Annotated in this window: 22 protein-coding genes; 9 read left to right on the top strand and 13 right to left on the bottom strand. The window is 57.4% G+C overall.

Going from position 1 to position 19530, the window contains the following annotated elements:
• Positions 1-9 precede the first annotated feature (9 nt).
• The 3 genes from HMPREF3140_RS18285 to HMPREF3140_RS18275 are packed head-to-tail and all read left to right on the top strand — an operon-like array spanning position 10 to position 4951.
• Positions 10-1551 carry an acyl CoA:acetate/3-ketoacid CoA transferase gene (locus tag HMPREF3140_RS18285; protein WP_032412818.1) on the top strand — a complete coding sequence of 514 codons (1542 nt, stop codon included), beginning with the start codon at positions 10-12 and terminating at the stop codon, positions 1549-1551.
• Positions 1548-3623, top strand: a complete 2076-nt coding sequence (locus tag HMPREF3140_RS18280; RefSeq protein ID WP_070553055.1) for an FAD-dependent oxidoreductase — start codon at positions 1548-1550, stop codon at positions 3621-3623. Before HMPREF3140_RS18285 ends, HMPREF3140_RS18280 begins: the two co-directional genes overlap by 4 nt.
• Positions 3624-3673: 50 nt before the next feature.
• On the top strand, positions 3674-4951 hold the full coding sequence (locus HMPREF3140_RS18275) for an MFS transporter (RefSeq protein ID WP_032412812.1): 1278 nt from the start codon (positions 3674-3676) through the stop codon (positions 4949-4951).
• Between the two features lie 242 nt (positions 4952-5193).
• Here the strand turns inward: HMPREF3140_RS18275 and rplI are convergent, their stop codons facing one another.
• Genes rplI through rpsF form a run of 4 tightly spaced genes read right to left on the bottom strand, consistent with a single transcriptional unit; the run spans position 5194 to position 6632 of the window.
• Positions 5194-5643, bottom strand: coding sequence for a 50S ribosomal protein L9 (gene rplI / locus HMPREF3140_RS18270; protein WP_002886682.1), 450 nt, complete (start codon positions 5641-5643; stop codon positions 5194-5196).
• 41 nt (positions 5644-5684) lie between these two features.
• Positions 5685-5912: a 30S ribosomal protein S18 gene (gene rpsR / locus HMPREF3140_RS18265; protein ID WP_000135199.1), complete on the bottom strand. Its 228-nt coding sequence runs from the start codon at positions 5910-5912 to the stop codon at positions 5685-5687.
• Between the two features lie 4 nt (positions 5913-5916).
• Complete coding sequence (gene priB / locus HMPREF3140_RS18260) at positions 5917-6231, bottom strand: primosomal replication protein N (protein WP_002885722.1); 315 nt, start codon at positions 6229-6231, stop codon at positions 5917-5919.
• Between the two features lie 5 nt (positions 6232-6236).
• On the bottom strand, positions 6237-6632 hold the full coding sequence (rpsF, locus tag HMPREF3140_RS18255) for a 30S ribosomal protein S6 (RefSeq protein WP_002885691.1): 396 nt from the start codon (positions 6630-6632) through the stop codon (positions 6237-6239).
• A 340-nt stretch (positions 6633-6972) separates the two neighbouring features.
• Here rpsF and HMPREF3140_RS18250 point away from each other — a divergent pair, with 340 nt between their 5' ends.
• Entirely contained in the window at positions 6973-7248 is a 276-nt protein-coding gene (locus HMPREF3140_RS18250; RefSeq protein WP_002885689.1) for a YdgH/BhsA/McbA family protein, read from the top strand.
• Between the two features lie 149 nt (positions 7249-7397).
• Positions 7398-8591: an MFS transporter gene (locus HMPREF3140_RS18245; RefSeq protein WP_004177693.1), complete on the top strand. Its 1194-nt coding sequence runs from the start codon at positions 7398-7400 to the stop codon at positions 8589-8591.
• A gap of 63 nt (positions 8592-8654) precedes the next feature.
• On the opposite strand, the gene HMPREF3140_RS18240 is transcribed toward HMPREF3140_RS18245, so the two are convergent.
• From HMPREF3140_RS18240 to ulaA, 6 genes are read right to left on the bottom strand one after another with little or no spacing between them, the layout of a single operon-like run.
• Complete coding sequence (locus HMPREF3140_RS18240; protein WP_002885687.1) at positions 8655-9341, bottom strand: L-ribulose-5-phosphate 4-epimerase; 687 nt, start codon at positions 9339-9341, stop codon at positions 8655-8657.
• Entirely contained in the window at positions 9341-10195 is an 855-nt protein-coding gene (locus HMPREF3140_RS18235) for an L-ribulose-5-phosphate 3-epimerase (protein WP_002885686.1), read from the bottom strand. Before HMPREF3140_RS18235 ends, HMPREF3140_RS18240 begins: the two co-directional genes overlap by 1 nt.
• Positions 10196-10204: 9 nt before the next feature.
• The gene (gene ulaD / locus HMPREF3140_RS18230; protein ID WP_002885684.1) at positions 10205-10855 is read right to left on the bottom strand and encodes a 3-keto-L-gulonate-6-phosphate decarboxylase UlaD; all 651 of its coding nucleotides are present in this window, start codon (positions 10853-10855) and stop codon (positions 10205-10207) included.
• Positions 10856-10868: 13 nt separating this feature from the next.
• Positions 10869-11336: a PTS ascorbate transporter subunit IIA gene (gene ulaC / locus HMPREF3140_RS18225; protein ID WP_002885683.1), complete on the bottom strand. Its 468-nt coding sequence runs from the start codon at positions 11334-11336 to the stop codon at positions 10869-10871.
• Positions 11337-11345: 9 nt separating this feature from the next.
• Complete coding sequence (gene ulaB, locus HMPREF3140_RS18220; protein ID WP_002885682.1) at positions 11346-11651, bottom strand: PTS ascorbate transporter subunit IIB; 306 nt, start codon at positions 11649-11651, stop codon at positions 11346-11348.
• A 12-nt stretch (positions 11652-11663) separates the two neighbouring features.
• Positions 11664-13064 carry a PTS ascorbate transporter subunit IIC gene (gene ulaA / locus HMPREF3140_RS18215; RefSeq protein ID WP_016946098.1) on the bottom strand — a complete coding sequence of 467 codons (1401 nt, stop codon included), beginning with the start codon at positions 13062-13064 and terminating at the stop codon, positions 11664-11666.
• 362 nt (positions 13065-13426) lie between these two features.
• On the opposite strand from ulaA, the gene ulaG reads away from it, so the two are divergent.
• Positions 13427-14491 carry an L-ascorbate 6-phosphate lactonase gene (ulaG, locus tag HMPREF3140_RS18210; RefSeq protein WP_023280767.1) on the top strand — a complete coding sequence of 355 codons (1065 nt, stop codon included), beginning with the start codon at positions 13427-13429 and terminating at the stop codon, positions 14489-14491.
• A 107-nt stretch (positions 14492-14598) separates the two neighbouring features.
• A complete protein-coding gene (gene ulaR, locus HMPREF3140_RS18205) occupies positions 14599-15354 on the top strand; it encodes an HTH-type transcriptional regulator UlaR (RefSeq protein WP_004177697.1) in 756 nt (251 codons plus the stop codon).
• Here the strand turns inward: ulaR and yjfP are convergent.
• The gene (yjfP, locus tag HMPREF3140_RS18200; protein ID WP_004178343.1) at positions 15351-16067 is read right to left on the bottom strand and encodes an esterase; all 717 of its coding nucleotides are present in this window, start codon (positions 16065-16067) and stop codon (positions 15351-15353) included. The genes ulaR and yjfP overlap by 4 nt on opposite strands.
• A 209-nt stretch (positions 16068-16276) precedes the next feature.
• Between yjfP and bsmA the strand changes: the two genes are divergently transcribed.
• A complete protein-coding gene (gene bsmA, locus HMPREF3140_RS18195) occupies positions 16277-16585 on the top strand; it encodes a biofilm peroxide resistance protein BsmA (RefSeq protein WP_004177699.1) in 309 nt (102 codons plus the stop codon).
• 137 nt (positions 16586-16722) lie between these two features.
• On the top strand, positions 16723-16998 hold the full coding sequence (gene yjfN, locus HMPREF3140_RS18190; RefSeq protein ID WP_002885673.1) for a DUF1471 family protease activator YjfN: 276 nt from the start codon (positions 16723-16725) through the stop codon (positions 16996-16998).
• On the opposite strand, the gene HMPREF3140_RS18185 is transcribed toward yjfN, so the two are convergent.
• Both HMPREF3140_RS18185 and rlmB read right to left on the bottom strand, forming a co-directional pair.
• On the bottom strand, positions 16989-18626 hold the full coding sequence (locus HMPREF3140_RS18185; RefSeq protein WP_004178342.1) for an isovaleryl-CoA dehydrogenase: 1638 nt from the start codon (positions 18624-18626) through the stop codon (positions 16989-16991). The two genes, yjfN and HMPREF3140_RS18185, sit on opposite strands and share 10 nt — an antisense overlap.
• Positions 18627-18751: 125 nt before the next feature.
• Entirely contained in the window at positions 18752-19483 is a 732-nt protein-coding gene (gene rlmB / locus HMPREF3140_RS18180) for a 23S rRNA (guanosine(2251)-2'-O)-methyltransferase RlmB (protein ID WP_002885669.1), read from the bottom strand.
• Between the last annotated feature and the right edge of the window lie 47 nt (positions 19484-19530).

Here is a 19530-nt window from a genome sequence, read left to right as displayed (position 1 = left end):
GAATAAACGATGAATAAAATGACAACGGCTGACGCGCTGGCCGCCCAGATTGAGGATGGCGCGACGATCGCTATCAGCGGTAACGGCGGCGGCATGGTGGAGGCCGATTATCTGCTGGCGGCGATCGAAAAACGCTTTCTGGAAACCGGCCATCCCTGCGATCTGACGCTGGTGCATTCCCTGGGTATCGGCGATCGCGACGGCAAAGGCTCGAACCGTTTCGCTCACGCGAAAATGTTGAAACGGGTGATTGCCGGCCATTTTACCTGGTCGCCCAAGATGCAGGCGCTGGTGAAGAACGAAGAGATTGAAGCCTATTGCTTCCCCGGCGGGGTCATCCAGGCGCTGCTGCGCGAGATCGGCGCCGGACGTCCGGGGCTTATCACCCACGTTGGCCTCGGCTCGTTCGTTGACCCGCGTCACGACGGCGGCAAATCCAATGCCATCACCCGCGAAGATCTGGTGGAGCTTATCGAGATCGATGGCGAAACCAAACTGCGCTATCGCCCGTTTGCCGTCGATTACGCCATTGTGCGCGGGACCTATGCCGACGCGCGCGGCAACATCAGCCTCGAAGAAGAAGCCATCAACATGGATAGCTACTCGATGGCGCTGGCAGCGCATAACAGCGGCGGCAAGGTCTTTGTTCAGGTGCGCGACGTGCTGGAAGCGGGCGCAATTGCCCCGCGTAACGTCACCCTGCCGGGGATCCTGGTAGACGGCATTGTGGAATATCGCGAACAGCCGCAGACCTATCTCGGCGGCTACGACCTGACCATCAGCGGCCAACACCGCCGCCTCTGCTCCAGCGACGCCATTGAGCTGGTCTGCCATCCGGTACGCCGCCTGATCGCCCGCCGCGCGGCCCGCGAACTGGTTGCCGGCGCGTCCACCAACTTCGGCTTTGGTATTCCCGGCGGCATCCCCGGCATCGCGCTGCGCGAAGGCGTACCGTACCAGAGTTTATGGCTCAGCGTGGAGCAAGGCGTCCATAACGGCATGATGCTGGACGATGCGTTATTCGGTTGCGCACGCAACGCCGACGCCATTCTTCCTTCACTGGATCAGTTTGAATTCTACAGCGGCGGTGGGATCGACATCACCTTCCTCGGCATGGGCGAGATGGATCAGTGCGGCAACGTCAATGTCTCCCACATCAACGGCAATCTGATTGGCCCCGGCGGCTTTCTGGAGATCGCTCAGAACGCCCGCAAGGTAGTGTTCTGCGGCACTTTCGACGCCAAAGGCAGCAAAATTGACGTTACTCCAGACGGCCTGCATATCGCGCAGTCCGGGCAAATTCCCAAGCTGGTCGCCAACGTGGAAAAGATCACCTTTAGTGCCGATTACGCCCGTAAGAGCGGACAGGAAGTGCTGTATATCACCGAACGCGCAGTATTCCAGCTAACGGCTGAAGGTGTGGAGCTTACCGAAGTCGCCCCTGGGGTCAACATTGAGCGCGATATTCTGCCGTATATGGCGTTCCGGCCGATTATCAGGCACCCGCGTCTGATGGACAGCAACCTGTTTACGCCAATGGAGGAAGCATGAGCCAGGTGAGTGACGCCATCCTTGATGCGCTGACGCACGTTGCTTTTCCGAAAGGCTTCGCCCAGGCAGAGCCCTCCTCGGTAGTGACCATTGATAACGTGACCTATCCCGTCTGGCGGGCCGATGCGCTGGTCGTCGGCAGCGGTGCGTCCGGGCTGCGCGCGGCGGTGGAGCTTCAGCGTCGCCAGCAAAACGTCCTGCTGGCGACGGCGGGCCTCTATATGGGCACCTCCGCCTGCTCCGGTTCGGATAAGCAGACGTTGTTCACCGCAGCCACCGCGGGCAATGGCGATAACTTCGTTGCGCTGGCGGAGGCGTTAGCCAGCGGCGGAGCGATGGATCTCGATACTGCCTATGTGGAAGCCGTCGGCTCGTTACATACATTGGGGGGATTACAATATCTCGGTCTGGAGCTGCCGGAAGATCGCTACGGCGCCATTCTGCGTTACCAGACGGACCACGACGAGGCCGGTCGGGCCACCTCCTGCGGGCCGCGTACCTCGCGTCTGATGGTGAAGGTACTGCTCGGTGAGGTGAAACGACTGGGGATCCCGCTGTTAACCAGCGCAACCATCATTAAGCTGCTGCACCAGCGCGATGCCTCTGGCGTTGACCGTGTGGCTGGCGCAATTCTGGCGACCGGTTCACGGGCCTGGAATACATCCGGCCTGGCGATTGTCACCGCGCCGAATGTCGTCCTGGCTACCGGCGGCCCGGGGGAGCTGTATCGCGACAGCGTTTACCCACATAAATGTTTTGGCTCGCTGGGACTGGCGCTGGAAGAAGGGATCACGCTCGCTAATCTGACGGAAAGCCAGTTCGGCATCGGTACGCCGCGCAGCGCTTTTCCGTGGAATTTATCCGGCACCTATGTGCAAGTGATCCCATATATCTACTCCGTGGATAACGAAGGTAACGAACATAACTTTCTGGCTGACTACTACCGTACCACCCAGGAGCTGGCGTCGAACATCTTTCGCAAGGGATACCAGTGGCCATTCCATGCCACCAGAGTGCTGGACTTTGGCTCCAGTCTGCTGGATATGGCCGTCGCGCACGAGCAGCAATTGGGCCGCAAAATCTATATGGATTTTCTGCGCAACCCGCAGCCGGTACCGGGCGACCTGCCTTTCTCGCTCGACCGGCTCGACAACGACGTTCGCGCCTATCTGGAGAACAACGACGCGCTGGCCGCGCTGCCCATCGAACGCCTGCAGCGGATGAATCCCTTATCCATCGGCCTGTACAGCATGCATGGCCACGATCTCACCCAGGCGCCGCTGCAGTTTGCCATGAATAATCAGCATATGAATGGCGGTATTGAGGTCGATATCTGGGGACAGACTTCGCTGCCCGGCTGCTTTGCGGTCGGCGAAGTGGCCGGTACGCACGGCGTGACCCGCCCCGGCGGGGCCGCGTTGAACGCCGGACAGGTCTTTGCCGTGCGTCTGGCGCGCTATATCGCCGAAGCGGGCTGGCGAGGGGAAAGCGACGCGGTGGAAGCGCTCGCTACCGGCCCCCTCAAGCAGATTAACGCGGTGATCCAACAGGCGTTGGATAACGCCTCAGGGCGCTCGTTATCAAGTCTGAGAGAGGAAATACAGGCGCGGATGTCTGATTACGCCGGATTTATCTGTCATGTGGACACCATCTGCCCGGCCGCGCAGGAGGCCCGGCAGCTGCTGGCAAGCCTCGCCCATGACGCCCTCTCAATTCAGCACCTGGCTGAGATCCCGGGGCTTTTCATGTGGCGTCAACTGACGCTGGCCTCGGCGGCTATCCTGACCATGCTGGAGGAGTATGTCGCCGCAGGCGGCGGAAGCCGGGGCGCGCGAATTATTCTTGACCCGCAAGGTGACTGCCTGCCGTTAACCCGCCACGGCCCCTTGGCGCAATGGCGTTTTCGGCCAGAACAACAGGCCGACAAAAAGACGAAGCTCACCATTCAGTATCGGGAAAATAAATTTATTTTCCAGCAACAATCATTAAGAAAATTACCGGATTTAAAAGGTAATTATTTTGAAAAGAACTGGCCTGATTTTCTCTGTGGAGAAATATACCGCAAGCAGTAACTTATAAAGTATTTAATCTTTCTTGTACCCTACCTGTTAAGGTGACTAATATGAAAATAAAAGGACTCCGATGGTGGATAATCGGTTTGGTCGCGCTGGGCACTGCCATTAACTATCTGGCAAGAAGTTCTCTTAGCGTCGCTGCATCGACATTATTTACTGAGTTACATATTACTGAACAGCAATATTCATGGGTCATAATGTCATTCCAGATGGCCTATACCTTAGCGCAATCGGTCTGCGGATATATTTTAGACTCGATTGGTTTACGTATTGGTTTCTTTATTTTTGCCCTCGCCTGGTCATTCGCTAACATGGCGCATGCGCTGGCGATTAACTGGCAGTCATTGGCGTTCTGCCGCGGTCTGCTTGGCCTGAGTGAATCAGCCGCGATCCCGGCGGGTATCAAAGCCACATCGGAATGGTTTCCTTCGAAAGAGCGCGGCATCGCCGGCGGTTTATTCAATATTGGGACATCCCTCGGCGCGATGCTGGCGCCACCGATTGTGGTATGGGCGATTATCTATATGCACTGGCAGTTCGCCTTTATTTTCACAGGTTCATTCGGACTTATCTTTGCCTTTTTATGGCTGTTTTTATATCGCCCACCAGAAAAACATAAATGGATATCCGAAGAAGAAAAGCAATATATTGCCGCCGGTCAGGAAAAGGAATTACAGTCTGATGGCGATAAACGTCCACCGCTGAGAGCGCTGCTAAAACAGCGTAATTTCTGGGGCATTGCCATGACCCGCTTTCTGTCGGATCCCGTCTGGGGAACTTTGAGTTTCTGGTTGCCGTTATATTTAATCCAGGTCCGCCACCTGCCATTAAAAGAAATCGCGATGTTTGCCTGGCTCCCCTTCCTGGCAGCGGATATCGGCTGCGTGGCGGGAGGCGTGCTTTCTAATCTGCTAATCACAAAATTTAACGTCACGACGGTCAATTCCCGACGGATAGGTTTTACGATTGGCGCGCTACTGATGACCTCGTTGTCCGCCGTCGGCTTTGTGGGAAACGTCTACTTTGCCATCGCATTGATTAGCCTTGGCGGTTTTGCCCATCAGATGCTGTCGACCATGGCGATGACCTTAGCTTCCGATCTGTTTAAAAAGAACCAGGTTGCTACCGTCAGCGGTATGGCAGGCTCTGCCGCCTGGCTGGGACAGCTGCTCTTCACCATGGTGATGGGGCTGCTGGTGCATCAGATTGGCTACACGCCCTTCTTTATTGCGCTCAGTATTCTCGACCTTATTGCGGCGGCTATTATCTGGCTAACGGTTATCGATCCGCAGCGCGCCGTCAGAGAGCCAATACTCACCACCTGACGTAAATCGTTCCGGCGCCATGCCGGGACGAAACACGCCAGAGCCATACATCATCTCCTGATACAGACTTTCATCTGAACAGGGGTTACCACAGCGCTGTCTGCTGCGACTTCTTGCTCTATACGTGTTGAATGATTCCCCGGAACAGGGTAAGAAAAAACAGAATAACAATGAAAGGCGCTAAAAAGCAAAACGCCGGCACAAGGCCGGCGATTTGTTGTTACCAGAACGTCAGAGGCCGATTACTCAGCAACCACGTTGATGATAACTTTAGCGAATACTTCGCTGTGAACCTGGAAGTTCACTTCGTGCTCGCCAACGTTACGCAGAACGCCGTTCGGCAGGCGAACTTCGCTCTTAGCAACTTTAACGCCTGCTGCAGTAACAGCGTCAGCGATGTCGCGAGTACCGATGGAACCGAACAGTTTACCTTCGTCGCCAGCTTTAGACGCGATGGTTACGGATTCCAGGGCGTTGATCTGCTCAGCACGAGCTTCAGCTGCTGCCAGAACGTCAGCCAGTTTGGCTTCCAGTTCAGCACGACGTGCTTCGAAGAATTCAACGTTTTTCTTGGTAGCAGGAACAGCTTTACCCTGCGGGACCAGGAAGTTACGAGCGTAGCCCGCTTTAACGTTAACCTGATCACCCAGGCTACCCAGGTTTGCTACTTTATCAAGCAGAATAACTTGCATTACCTTATCCTCTCAAAGTCGTATTAATGGACCGTGACCGATTACTGATGACGATCAGTGTACGGCAGCAGGGACAGGTAGCGAGCGCGTTTGATAGCGCGAGCCAGCTGACGCTGGTATTTTGCACGGGTACCGGTGATACGGCTCGGGACAATCTTACCGCTTTCGGTGATGTAGTTTTTCAGCGTAGCGATATCTTTATAGTCGATCTCTTGAACGCCTTCCGCGGTGAAACGGCAGAACTTGCGACGACGGAAATAACGTGCCATATGGCTAGTCTCCAGAATCTATCAATTCAATCTGCTCGGCATGCAGAACCATTTTGCTCAAGCCGTTCTTTGCCTTATGGCAAGAGATGAACCCTCGAACGGTTACTGCGCTACCGACCGTTATACTGTGAGTAATGGCCTGGTTCTCATGACCGCTAATAATAACGGGCATCTGACACCATGCCTGCCGGTGAAAACCGGCTTCCTCCTGCACTGAACGATGCTCAAGCACGAACTGGCAGTGAGGAATTCCTGACGGGCTGACCTTACGAAGTGGAGTCCTGCAAATAATGCCGGACAGCTCCAGACGGTTGGTCATCAGGATTACTCTTCAGAATCCCCAGCTTCAGAATCATCTGCGGTTTCGTTGGCGAAATCTTCGCGACGCTCACGGCGCTCGTCTTTCGCTTTAACCATCGGAGATGCTTCGGTAACAGCGTGCTTAGTACGCATTACCATGCTGCGGATAACGGCGTCGTTGAAGCGGAAGTTAGTTTCCAGCTCATCGATCGCTTCCTGCGGCGCTTCAACGTTCATCAGAACGTAGTGAGCTTTGTGCAGTTTGTTGATCGGATAAGCCAGCTGACGGCGGCCCCAGTCTTCCAGACGGTGGATCGTACCTGCTGCTGCAGTAATTGCACCAGTGTAACGTTCGATCATGCCCGGAACCTGTTCGCTCTGGTCAGGATGGACCATAAAAACGATTTCGTAATGACGCATCGAATTGCTCCTTACGGATTATTCAGCCTCCTGTCTGGGTCAGCCGCGGCCCATGGAGGCAAGGAACGTGTTAAAGGGCGGCTGAAAAATTGACGCGTCATTCTAATGGCGGCCCCTCAGGAACACAAGCGCATTTGCACAAATAATTCGCACTAAGCGCCAAGCTGGGCTAAGTGGGTGATTTAAAATTAACCAATAAAGGAAGCGGCATTTTTTTGAACAACTGCATCAGAAAAGGTCGCCATGCGATGAACGCGCAGCGATTACACTTATATCAAAGCCCAACGACCACAGGAGAACCCCGAGTCAGCGTCAGGACTGTCAGTCAGGAGCGTAGTATATGAAACTGAAAATCATCGCCATGATGGCTGCGCTTTTCTTCAGCGCCAACGCGCTGGCAGCTATCCAAATCACCGAACGTCAGGCCCGCAACATGGACGACGTGCAGAGCCTCGGCGTTATCTATATCAATCACAATATGGCCACTGAGCACGAGGCCGAACAGGCCCTTAGCCAGATGAGCGATGCGCAGGGGGCGAAATACTTTCAGCCTATCCTGATGCACGAACCAGAAACCAACGGCCCGCTTCGCGCCAGCGCGGTGATATACCGCTAACGCCTGTCCGATTCTTCGCCTCTCCTCGCGAGGGGCGAAGCGAGGTCTGCGCCCAAACGCAATTGAGAATTATTTTACAAACCGACTTACCAGCGTCATCGCAACCTGATTTAATCAGCCACTCGCCATTTGATAATCAGGAGTGATTGATGGTTCCGCGTTTCGCCACCTTAGGCCGTATCCCCAAAGGCGTTTGGGTACTCGGCGGCGTCAGCCTGCTGATGGATGTCTCCTCCGAGATGATCCATAGCCTCTTACCGCTGTTTATGGCCACTACCCTCGGCGCCAGCGTGATAATTATCGGTCTTATCGAGGGACTGGCGGAAGCCACCGCCCTGATCCTGAAGGTCTTCTCCGGCGCAATCAGCGACTATGTCGGCAAGCGTAAAGGACTGGCGCTGCTGGGCTACGGCCTGGGCGCGCTCAGTAAGCCGCTGTTTGCCATCGCCCCTACCGCCGGGGTGGTGTTTAGCGCCCGCATGATTGACCGCGTAGGCAAAGGTATTCGCGGCGCGCCGCGCGATGCGCTGGTCGCCGATGTCACCCCGCCGGAGATCCGCGGCGCCGCCTACGGACTACGCCAGGCGCTGGATACCGTCGGCGCCTTTCTCGGCCCGCTGCTGGCGGTGCTGCTGATGTTTATCTGGGCCAACGATTTTCACGCTATTTTCTGGGTGGCGGTCATTCCCGCCGTGCTCTCCATTCTCCTGCTCGGATTCGGCCTACAGGAGCCAAAATCCGCCATCGCGCACAAACGCAGCAATCCGCTGAAGCGCGAAAACCTGAAAAAGCTCTCCGCCGCCTACTGGTGGGTGGTCGCGATCGGCAGCATTTTCACCCTCGCCCGCTTCAGCGAAGCCTTTCTGGTGCTGCGCGCCCAGCAGATGGAGATCCCGCTCTATACCATCCCGCTGGTGATGGTGGCGATGAACCTGGTCTACAGCCTCACGGCTTACCCGTTCGGTAAACTCTCAGACAGCATGAGCCACAGCAAACTGCTGCAGTGGGGGCTGCTGGTGCTGATCCTCGCCGATATCGTGCTGGCGCTCAGCGGCCACTGGAGCACGCTGCTGATCGGCGTCGCGCTGTGGGGGATTCATATGGGAATGACCCAGGGCCTGCTGGCGGCGATGGTCGCCCATACGGCGCCACCGGAGCTACGCGGCACGGCGTTCGGTATGTTTAATCTGATGAGTGGCCTGGCTCTGCTGCTGGCCAGCACCGGCGCGGGGGTACTGTGGGAAACCTTCGGCGCCGCCTCGACGTTTTACGCCGGGGCGATAATTTGCGTGGTCACGCTCATCGGCATGCGCGTGATGCCGTCGGCCTATCGTCAGGATTAAAAACGGCTCCGGGGCCAGACCAGTTGCTTCACCGTGAGGGGTGAAAGCCCCGGAGCGCGCTATCTACTTTTGCCCATAGTAGGCGTTTGGCCCATGCTTACGCTGAAAATGCTTATTCATCAGCCAGCTATCGATGGGCTGCAACTGCGGATTAATGCCGCGGGCAATCCACGCCATGCGCGCCACCTCTTCCATCACCACCGCGTTGTGTACCGCCTCGTGGGCGTCTTTGCCCCAGGCAAATGGCCCGTGCTGATAGACGACGATCCCCGGCGTATGCAGCGGATTGGCCTCACCCAGCGTTTCGATAATCACCTGCCCGGTGTTCAGCTCGTAGGCCTCGTCCACCTCCTGTGCGCTAAGCGCCCGGGTGCAGGGAATATCGCCGAAGAAGTAGTCCGCATGGGTGGTGCCGAGCGCCGGGATCGCCAGCCCCGCCTGCGCCCAGGCGGTGGCGTGCGTCGAATGGGTATGCACCACCCCGCCAAGGTCGGGATAACGGCGATAGAGCGCCAGATGGGTGGCGGTATCAGAGGAGGGACGCCAGCGCCCTTCCACCACGTGCCCCTGCAGATCAACCACCGACATGTCATCGACGGTCATTGACTCGTAGGCGATGCCGCTGGGCTTAATCACCACCAGCCCACGCTGCCGATCAATGGCGCTAACGTTACCCCAGGTAAAGGTCACCAGGCCGTAGCGCGGCAGATCCATATTGGCCTCGAACACCTGCTGTTTCAGCTGTTGCATTATGCCGCCTCCATCAGGCCCGCGCGGGCCATCCGCGCCTTCACCCAGTCACGTGCCTTCGCCACCTCCGCCAGCGGGTCAGCGCTGGTTTCGCTCCACATCTCAATCAGGTACGGGCCGCAGTAGCCGGTCTGCTTGAGCGTTTCGAAGCAGCGTTCAAAATCGACCACCCCTTCGCCGAACGGCACGTTTTTAAAGACGCCGGGCTTCGTGTCTTTGACGTGTACCGCCACGATATGCCCGCTCCCCGCCTTCAGCTCCATCTGGACGTCGTTATCCCACGCCGACAGATTGCCGATATCCGGGTAAAGCTGGAACCACGGATTATTCAGGTAATGGGCATAGCCCAGCGCTTTACTGATCGAGTTCATCAGCGGGTAGTCCATGATCTCCATCGCCAGGGTTACCTGGGCTCGGCTGGCCATCTCGACGCTCTGTTTCAGGCCGTCGCGAAAGCGGCGGCGCGTCTCATCGTTCGCCTGCTGGTAATAGACGTCGTAGCCTGCCAGCTGGATCACCCGAATCCCCACATCCTGCGCCAGGCGGATGGCTTTACGCATGATCTCCAGCCCCTGATGCCGCACCGCGTCGTCTTCACTACCCAGCGGAAAACGGCGATGGGCGCTAAGGCACATCGACGGCACCCGGACGCCGGTTTCAGCCACCGCCTTGACCAGCGCCAGACGCTGCTCCGGGCTCCAGTCCAGCCGCGCAAGGCGGGCGTCCGTTTCATCGAGAGACATCTCAACGAAATCAAAGCCCAGCGCTTTTGCAAGCTTTAGCCGCTCCAGCCAGCACTCCCCGGCGGGGAGCGCTTTTTCATAGATGCCGAGCGGAATGGATTTCGCCAACATAGTCGCTCCTTAACCCCACAGCTGGGCGATAGAGCGTTTAAACTGGCGCGCCGCTTCCACCGGCGAGGCGGCATCGCGGATGCTGCGTCCGGCAATAAAGACGTGAACAGGGATCCCGGCAAACAGCGGCAGGTCTTCCAGCGCCAGCCCGCCGGTGACGGTCACTTTGAAGCCCATATCAGACAGACGCTTAATCGCGCTGATATCCGCCTCACTCCACGCCACGCCTGCCGCCTGCGCGTCGCGGCTGCGGTGATAGACCACCTGCTGAATACCCGCCTCGCGCCACGCCTGCGCCTGCTCCCAGGTCCAGAAGCCGGTCAGCTCAATTTGCACATCGCCGTTGAACTCTTTGGCGACGTCCAGCGCCCCTTTGGCGGTGTTGATATCGGCGCAGCAGATCACTGTGACCCAGTCGGCGTTGGCTTCGAAGCACATCCGCGACAGGATCTTGCCGGCATCGGCAATTTTGGCGTCCGCCAGCACGATTTTATGCGGATACAGCGCTTTCAGATCGCGCACCGCGCGTACACCTTCACCGACGCAGAGGATAGTGCCGACTTCAATGATATCTACCTCTTCGGCGATCAGACGGGTTGTTTCATAAGCGCTGGCCAGCGTTTGGTTGTCCAGGGCGACCTGTAACATAGGTAATGACATGATAGTGTTCCTTTTAAACAGCCGCCGCGGTGGCGTTTTTGATTAAATCCAGCACTTCCTGCTCGCTGCGGCAGGCGCGTAAACGGTCGAAATTGGCTTCGTCATCAAACAGGTTAACGATCTGCATGATGCCCACTTCCTGGTGGGTGGTGGCGTCAACCGCCGCCATGGTGATCAGGATGTCGACCGGGTCGTTATCTTCGTGGTTGAAAATCAGCGGTTTCTTTAGCGTGACCAGCGCAAAGCCGGTTTTTTTGACGCCCTCTTCCGGCCGCCCGTGCGGCATGGCTAATCCCGGAGCGATCACAAAATAGGGGCCGTGCTGCGCGACGCCGTCGAGAATTGCCTGGTAGTAGCGCGGTTCCACCACGTCGGCGGCCACCAGCAGATCGACGCCGATTTTCACCGCCTCCTGCCAGGTTTCCGCTTCCGCCTGCAGGCGAATGGAGTGATTCTGCGCCAGTGATTCATGGAGTTTCATGGCCGCTCCTTATTTCACGTCCTGCGGGAAATGAGCTTTAATCACCTCCAGCAGCTTTGGCCCGAAATCCGCGGGGGAAAGCATATTACGCACCCCCACCACGTGTTTATTGCCGGAGACGGTAATCTCCCCCGCGATATGGGTTGAAGCGATGATGATATCCGCGCCGTTTAGTTCGCTTTTGTATTCACCCACCGCGCAGCTGTTCACCGTGTGGTCGATATTGGATTGCGTCAGGAACTGATCCACTTTCATTTTCATGATCATAGAACTGCCTTGCCCGTTACCACACACAGCCAGAATACGTACGGTCATAATCAGAACTCCTTATTGGGCAGAGGCCTCTGCCAGTTGTTTTTCCGCGTCTTCTTCGGCGCGCAGCGCGCGGCCAGCGAAGAACATATAAGCGAGAGCAATCAGGATGATGACGGCCATAAACGCCAGCCCGATGGAGGCGAAGCCCTGCATCATCGGCGGCGCCAGAATCGACCAGTCCGCCATTCCCATCCAGGCGCTCATACCGGTGAGCTTCACCGCCCACACGCAGCCGAAAATTTCAACCATGCCCATCACCAGGCAGATCTTGAGCGCCGCGCGCCAGCCGCCGAAGTGGTTGGCAAAGACGCCAATCGTCGCGTTGGAGAAGAACATCGGGATAAAGCCCGGAATAATCAGAATTGAAGAGCCGATGCCAACCAGAATGCCGACGGCAATCAGCTGGCCGATGGTGCCCCACATAAAGCCCCACACCACCGCATTCGGCGCAAAGCTATAGATCGCGGCGCAGTCAATCGCCAGCACCGCGCCGGGGATCAGGCGTTGCGAGATACCGTTGAAGGCTTCGGACAGTTCGGCGACGAACATCCGCACGCCCTGGGTAATGATGAAAATGGCCACCGCGAAGGAGAAACCGGTCTGCAGGATATAGACCGTCCAGTGGGTTTTCCCCGCCATCGCCTGCACGACGTCAATACCAAAGGAAAGCAGGATCGCGCCAAAGAAAATGGTCATGACAATCGCGGTGGAAACGATGTTGTCGTGGAAGATATTGAGCCAGCCTGGCAGCTTGAGGTCTTCCACACTCTCCTCTTTTTTCCCCAGATACGGCGCCACTTTGTAGGCAATCCACGAGGCAAACTGCTGCTGGTGACCGATGGAGAAGCCGCAGCCGTCGGTGACCAGCTGAGTCGGCTTGAACATCATGTTGGAGGTGATACCCCAGTACAGGGAGACCAGCACGGCGGTACAGATGATGGTCGTCCACATTCCGCAACCAAAGATAAAGAACGAGACGGCGATCAGCCCCGCCTGCTGAAACATGATATGGCCAGTCAGCATGATGGTGCGGATGCCGGTTAGACGGCGCAGCAGGACGTAACAGATGTTGAGCGCCAGCGCCAGCAGCACCGCGTAGCCCACCCAGCTATAGGCCTCGCCCATCCGGTCGATGGTCGCCATCATCGAGGCATAGGTGTCAGAGATCGCGCCGTTGATGCCGTACACCTCTGACATTTTCGCCACCACCGGTTTAAAAGTGCTGGTGAGGATGCCGGAGCCGGCCTGTAACAGCATGAAGCCGATAATGGTTTTGATCGTGCCTTTAATAATCACACTGACGCTTTTGCGCAGCAGGATATAGCCCAGACAGGTGACGATACCCAGCAGCAGCGGGGCATTGGTCATCACCTGATTAAAGAAAACGGTAAAGATGTTGTAGAGGATTGCCATAACACACTCCCGATGGTGAAGGCGCTGAACGCGCCTTACGCTCAGCATTTCTCGCTGCCCACTCTAATAATCAAAAATAATCACAACAAGATTGAATTTGATTAAATGTGACGCGCGCCGCAATAATCCTCTATTTCATTGTGACTATTGCCGAGCAGTAGCACCGAAACATAATTAAACATTTTCAAATCATATAGATAAAACAAAGCACAACCTTTATGGATGCTGGAGCCCCTGAGAGGTGATGCGCATCTCTTCGTAAAATTGATGGAAAACAAGATTGCAATCTTGAAAATCCAGTGACAACATAAATCAAAACCAATCAAAATTTGATTACTATTGAAAATACGAGGAAGAGCACAATGAGTAAAGTACAGACCATCACCCGTGAATCATGGATCCTGAACACCTTTCCGGAATGGGGCAGCTGGCTGAATGAAGAGATTGAGCAGGAGCAAGTTGCGCCCGGCACCTTCGCCATGTGGTGGCTCGGCTGTACCGGTATCTGGTTAAAATCCGAAGGCGGGGCTAACGTCTGCGTCGATTTCTGGTGCGGCACTGGCAAACAGAGCCACGGCAATCCGCTGATGAAAACCGGCCACCAGATGCAGCGGATGGCAGGTGTGAAAAAATTACAGCCGAACCTGCGCACCACGCCGTTCGTTCTGGATCCGTTCGCCATTCGCCAGATTGACGCGGTCCTCGCGACCCACGATCACAACGATCATATTGACGTCAACGTCGCCGCCGCCGTCATGCAGAACTGCCCGGCCGATGTGCCGTTTATCGGCCCGAAAACCTGCGTCGACCTGTGGATCGGTTGGGGCGTGCCGAAAGCGCGCTGTATCGTCATGAAACCTGGCGATGTCGTGAAGATCAAAGACATTGAGATCCATGCGCTCGATGCGTTCGATCGCACCGCGCTGATCACCCTCCCGGCGGACCAAAAAGCCGCTGGCGTACTGCCGGACGGCATGGACCAGCGCGCGGTCAACTACCTGTTTAAAACACCGGGCGGCAACCTGTACCACAGCGGCGATTCCCACTACTCCAACTACTACGCGAAGCATGGCAACGAGCATCGGATTGACGTCGCCCTCGGCTCGTATGGCGAGAACCCGCGCGGGATCACCGACAAAATGACCAGCGCCGATATCCTGCGCATGGCAGAGTCGCTCAACGCCAAAGTTGTGATCCCGTTCCACCATGATATCTGGTCAAACTTTCAGGCCGATCCGCAGGAGATCCGCGTTCTGTGGGAGATGAAAAAGGAGCGTCTGAAGTACGGCTTCAAGCCGTTTATCTGGCAGGTCGGCGGCAAATTTACCTGGCCGCTGGATAAAGACAATTTCGAATATCACTACCCGCGCGGTTTCGACGATTGCTTCACCATTGAGCCGGATCTGCCTTTCAAATCCTTCCTGTAAGTCGCCGCCGGCAGGCCCTGCCTGCCGGAAATACCCCGCCGCAGGGTTAGTATTTTCACATGATTTCAAATATCATCTTTGCCGTTCACTTTTAATCGGATTCGCTCATGACGGAAGCGCAAAGGCACCAAATTCTGCTGGATCTGCTCGCCCAAACGGGGTTTGTTACCGTGGAGCAGGTGATGTCGCGGCTCGGGATCTCACCCGCTACCGCCCGACGTGATATCAACAAGCTGGATGAAAGCGGCAAACTGAAAAAGGTTCGTAATGGCGCGGAAGCCATTAGCGAACAGCGCCCCCGCTGGACGCCGATGAACATCCACCAGGCGCAAAATCTGGATGAAAAAGTGCGTATTGCACGCGCCGCTTCGCAACTGATCGCGCCGGGTGAGAGCATCGTCATTAACTGCGGCTCCACCGCCTTTCTGTTGGGTCGGGAACTGTGCGGCAAACCGGTGCAGATCATCACCAACTATCTGCCGCTGGCTAACTACCTGATCGACCAGGAGCATGACAGCGTGATTATCATGGGCGGCCAGTACAACCGCAGCCACGCCATCACCCTCAGCCCCCACGGTAGCGAGAACAGCCTCTATGCCGGACACTGGATGTTTACCAGCGGCAAAGGGCTCACCGCCGAAGGCCTCTACAAAACGGATATGTTGACCGCCATGGCCGAGCAAAAAATGCTTAACGTGGTCGGCAAACTGGCGGTGCTGGTCGACAGCAGCAAGATCGGCGAGCGCGCCGGGATGCTATTCAGCCAGGCCGGACAAATAGACGTGGTGATCACCGGCAAACAGGCCGATGCCGCGATCCTCAAACAGCTTGAGGATCAAGGCGTCAGCGTAATCCGCGTTTAAAGGTGCTGCTGAAAAAAGGCGACCGTGGTAGCCAGCGCCTCTGGCGTAATGCGATGGCGGACGCCTTTCTGCCAGACACAGGTCAGCCTGGCGGCAAGGTCAGCCTGCCGGAGCGCCTGCTCTAGTCGAAAGGTTTCTTCCGGCGGCACCACGTCATCGGCATCGCCATGCCAGAGCAACAGCGGCCGCCGGGCAAGGGACGCCAGCTGATGGCTGACATCCCATTCGTTGAGGCTATCGACATCAAAATCAGGCGAGGGGAACAGGGTTTGCGACAGGGAACGAAAATAGCCCGACCCCATCAGACAGGCGACGCTGTTCAGCTCGGGGTGATGCGTCATGATGCCCAACGCCGTCATTCCACCCATCGAAGCGCCCGCCACCGCCAGCCGCTCCCCTTCCAGCCATCCTTCAGCGATTATCGCCTCGCGCAGCGCAGGAAACTCCCTGAAATTCTGCTGCAGAATCGGCCAGAAGCGCTGCATCCGCCCGGCCTCATCGCCCTGATAGCGCGCCCCATGCTCCGGCGCGTCGGGCATGATCACCCGGAATCCGGCCTCGGCCAGCGCCACCGCAAAGTAGCTATAGACCAGCTTCGACGAGGTAAAGCCATGATAAAAGACGATACAGGGCAAGGGCTTATCTAGACTCTCCTGCGGACAGGCATGTAAAATTTCACCACCGCCGAGGTTGCGCATTTCTAGTGCAATCATTTATCGTCTTCCTTCTCTATCGTGGTTAGGCGTCATGGGAAAATTCATTCACCAGGCAACCCAGTTTGCTACGATTCATAATGTTGAGAACCCGGTTACGCTTTCACAACATTTTCATTCGAAAATCGCGTCAGAGATAACAGTTCGGGAACATTCCCCGGCAATCCTGTTAAGGCTACCACTACACTATCACTATCAGGAAACGAGATATGGTTATGCGCAGGTTTTCACCGTGGTTACTGGCTATCGTCCTCAGCGGGTGTAGCGCCCTGCAGGGAACGCCGGAAGCCCCGCCGCCCGCCACCGACCATCCGCAGGAGATCCAGCGCTACCAGACGGCTGGCCTGCATAAAATGGCCACGGTGAGTGTACTGATGTACGGTTCGCCGATGGATGTCGAAGCGGCGCTGAAGGCCAAAGCAGAAGCGGCCAAAGCCGATTACTACGTCATCATCATGATCGATGACACCATGGTACCCGGCCAGTGGTATTCGCAGGCGATCCTCTATCGTCGATAACGAGGCGGCGTCTTTAAATCTGCTTTACACAGCTTTGCGTCCATTCACGTTCTCCTGTGCATAATAACGTTCGGCCAGCCACCTGGCAGGACGTTAGCAACGGACTGCCCTTGGGACTACGTGAAATGGAGCTGACGATGAAACGATCTTTTACCCTATCCAGCCTGCTGTTAACCGCTGCGACGGCCAATACGTCCGCGCAGTCAGCCGAATTCGCCAGCGCGGATTGCGTCACTGGCCTGAATGAAATCGGTCTGATCTCCGTCACTAATCTTTCCGGTAGCCAACAGGATGTAGAGCACGCCATTGCCCGCAAAGCAGACGAGCAAGGCGCCTCCTGGTATCGCATTATTCAGATGTACGAGGAACAACAGCCGGACAGCTGGCGCGTGCAGGCCATTCTCTACGCCTGAGGCGCCTGGCGCCCGCGCCCCATAGCCCGCAGCAGCAGGTCGTCGAGGGTCGGCGCGTCAAGACGTATGCCGCCGCGGGTGTCGAGCATCATCCGGCACCAGGCTTCGGCCAGCGGCGGCGAAGCATGGCGCAGCATCTGCGCCCCCGCGCCAAGACGATAGACCAGCCGGGCAATCTCTCTCCCCTGCTCTTCGGCGGGTCGTTTCAGCAGTTGCTGCAGCTGACGCCATGCGCGGTCGAGATGGCGGTTCTGCCCTTTCACCTCCGCACACTCCGCGGCCAGCAGCTCCATCGCCGCCGGCTGCTTGCTCAGCACCCGCATCACATCGAGGCACATAATATTGCCGGAGCCTTCCCAGATGCTGTTGACCGGCATCTCACGGTAGAGGCGCGGGAGTTCGCTCTCCTCGCAATAGCCGATGCCGCCCAGCACTTCCATCGCCTCGGCGACAAACGGGATACCGGCCTTACAGATGGCAAACTTGGCCGCAGGCGTAAACAGGCGCGCCCAGGCGCTTTCCCGGGCATCATCCCGACGGTCCCAGGCCCGCGCCAGGCGAAACAGAAACGCGGTCTGCCCCTCCAGACGAAGCGCCATTTGCCCCAGCAGCTGGCGCATCATCGGCTGTTCGACCAGGTTTTTGCCAAACGCCTGACGCTGTAGCGCGTGATACAGCGCCACCGAGAAGGCGCGACGCATCAGGGCATGGCTGCCCAGCGCGCAGTCAAAGCGGGTCAGGCCGCCCATCCTGAGGATCTGCCGCACGCCGTCGCCTTCGTCGCCCACCAGCCAGCCGCAGGCCTCATAAAACTCCACTTCGCTACTGGCGTTGGAGCGGTTGCCGAGCTTCTCTTTTAAGCGTTCAAGACGCACGCCGTTACGCTGCCCGTCGGGCAGCAGACGCGGCACAAAGAAGCATGAGAGCCCCGCCGGAGCCTGAGCCAGCACCAGGTGAGCATCGCTCTGCGGCACCGAGAAGAACCACTTGTGTCCCACCAGTCGGTAAAACCCTTCCGCCGTTTTCTCCGCGCGAGTGGTATTGCTCAGCACATCAGACCCCCCTTGCTTCTCGGTCATCCCCATGCCGATCAGCAGGCCGCGCTTCTGGCCGCCAGGCGCAAGGTGCGGATCGTAACGGTCGCTCAGCAGCGGCGACAGCCAGTCGCGAAAGGGCGCGGGCAGGGCGTGCTGCAGCAGGGGCGTCGCGGCGAAGGTCATGGTAATCGGGCACAACGTCCCGGCCTCCACCTGGGCATGGAGCAGAAAGCGGGCGGCGCGGGCAACAAACGCGCCTTCGCGGGCATCCTCCTGCCAGGCGAGGTTATGTACCCGGTTCGCGCACAGCCCCTGCATCAGCAGGTGCCAGGCGGGATGAAAGCGCACGTCGTCCAGCCGGGCGCCGGTGGCGTCATAGCGCAGCAGCTCCGGCGGATTGCTGTTGGCCAGGCGTCCCAGCTCCAGCGATTCGGCTGTCCCCAGCTGCTGGCCAATGCTGGCGAGCAGATCGCCATCCCAGCCGGCGCCTTCGCGGACCACTGCTTCACGCAGAGCGGTATCGGACAGAAACAGATTGCTGTTATTCAGCGGGGTGGGTTGATTAAAAACGGTGTGCGTTTGCCAGTGCATCGTGTCTCCCTCCATCAATGGCGATAGCCATAAGTATGGTTATCCGGAGGGATACTCGCCCGCGAGAGCGGTCACAAAAAAGCCATCCCGGAGGATGGCTTTTTTTGATTCGTCGATGGTTCAGCTTAGCTGCGCTGGCGTACTGCTTCAAACAGACAGATGCCGGTAGCCACCGAGACGTTCAGCGAGGAGACGCTGCCCGCCATCGGGATGCTGATCAATTCATCACAGTGTTCGCGGGTCAGACGACGCATGCCTTCGCCTTCCGCGCCCATCACCAGCGCCATCGGGCCGGTCATTTTGCTCTGGAACAGCGTATGGTCGGCTTCCCCTGCAGTTCCGACGATCCAGACGTTCTCTTCCTGCAGCAGACGCATGGTGCGCGCCAGGTTGGTGACGCGGATCAGCGGGACGTTCTCCGCCGCGCCGCAGGCCACTTTCTTCGCCGTCGCATTCAACTGAGCGGAACGATCTTTTGGCACGATCACCGCATGCACGCCGGCGGCGTCAGCGCTACGCAGGCAGGCGCCGAGGTTGTGCGGATCGGTTACGCCGTCGAGGATCAGCAGGAACGGTTGATCGAGCTGCGCCAGCAGATCCGGCAGATCGTTCTCCTGATACTGACGCCCCGGCTTCACGCGGGCAATGATCCCCTGGTGCACAGCGCCTTCGCTCTTCTCATCAAGAAACTGACGGTTGGCCAGCTGAATCACCACGCCCTGCGCTTCCAGGGCATGGATCAGCGGCAGCAAGCGCTTATCCTCACGGCCTTTCAGAATATAAACTTCCTGAAAACGCTCAGGTGCGCGCTCCAGCAGTGCCTGCACCGCATGGATGCCGTAAATCATTTCACTCATTGATGTACTCGTTTTAGGTTCTGTTATCTGCCCCCTTCACCCCATCC

The organism is Klebsiella sp. HMSC16A12 (assembly GCF_001808265.1).
GTDB lineage: Bacteria > Pseudomonadota > Gammaproteobacteria > Enterobacterales > Enterobacteriaceae > Klebsiella > Klebsiella pneumoniae.
This window is presented reverse-complemented; position numbering and strand designations above follow the sequence as displayed.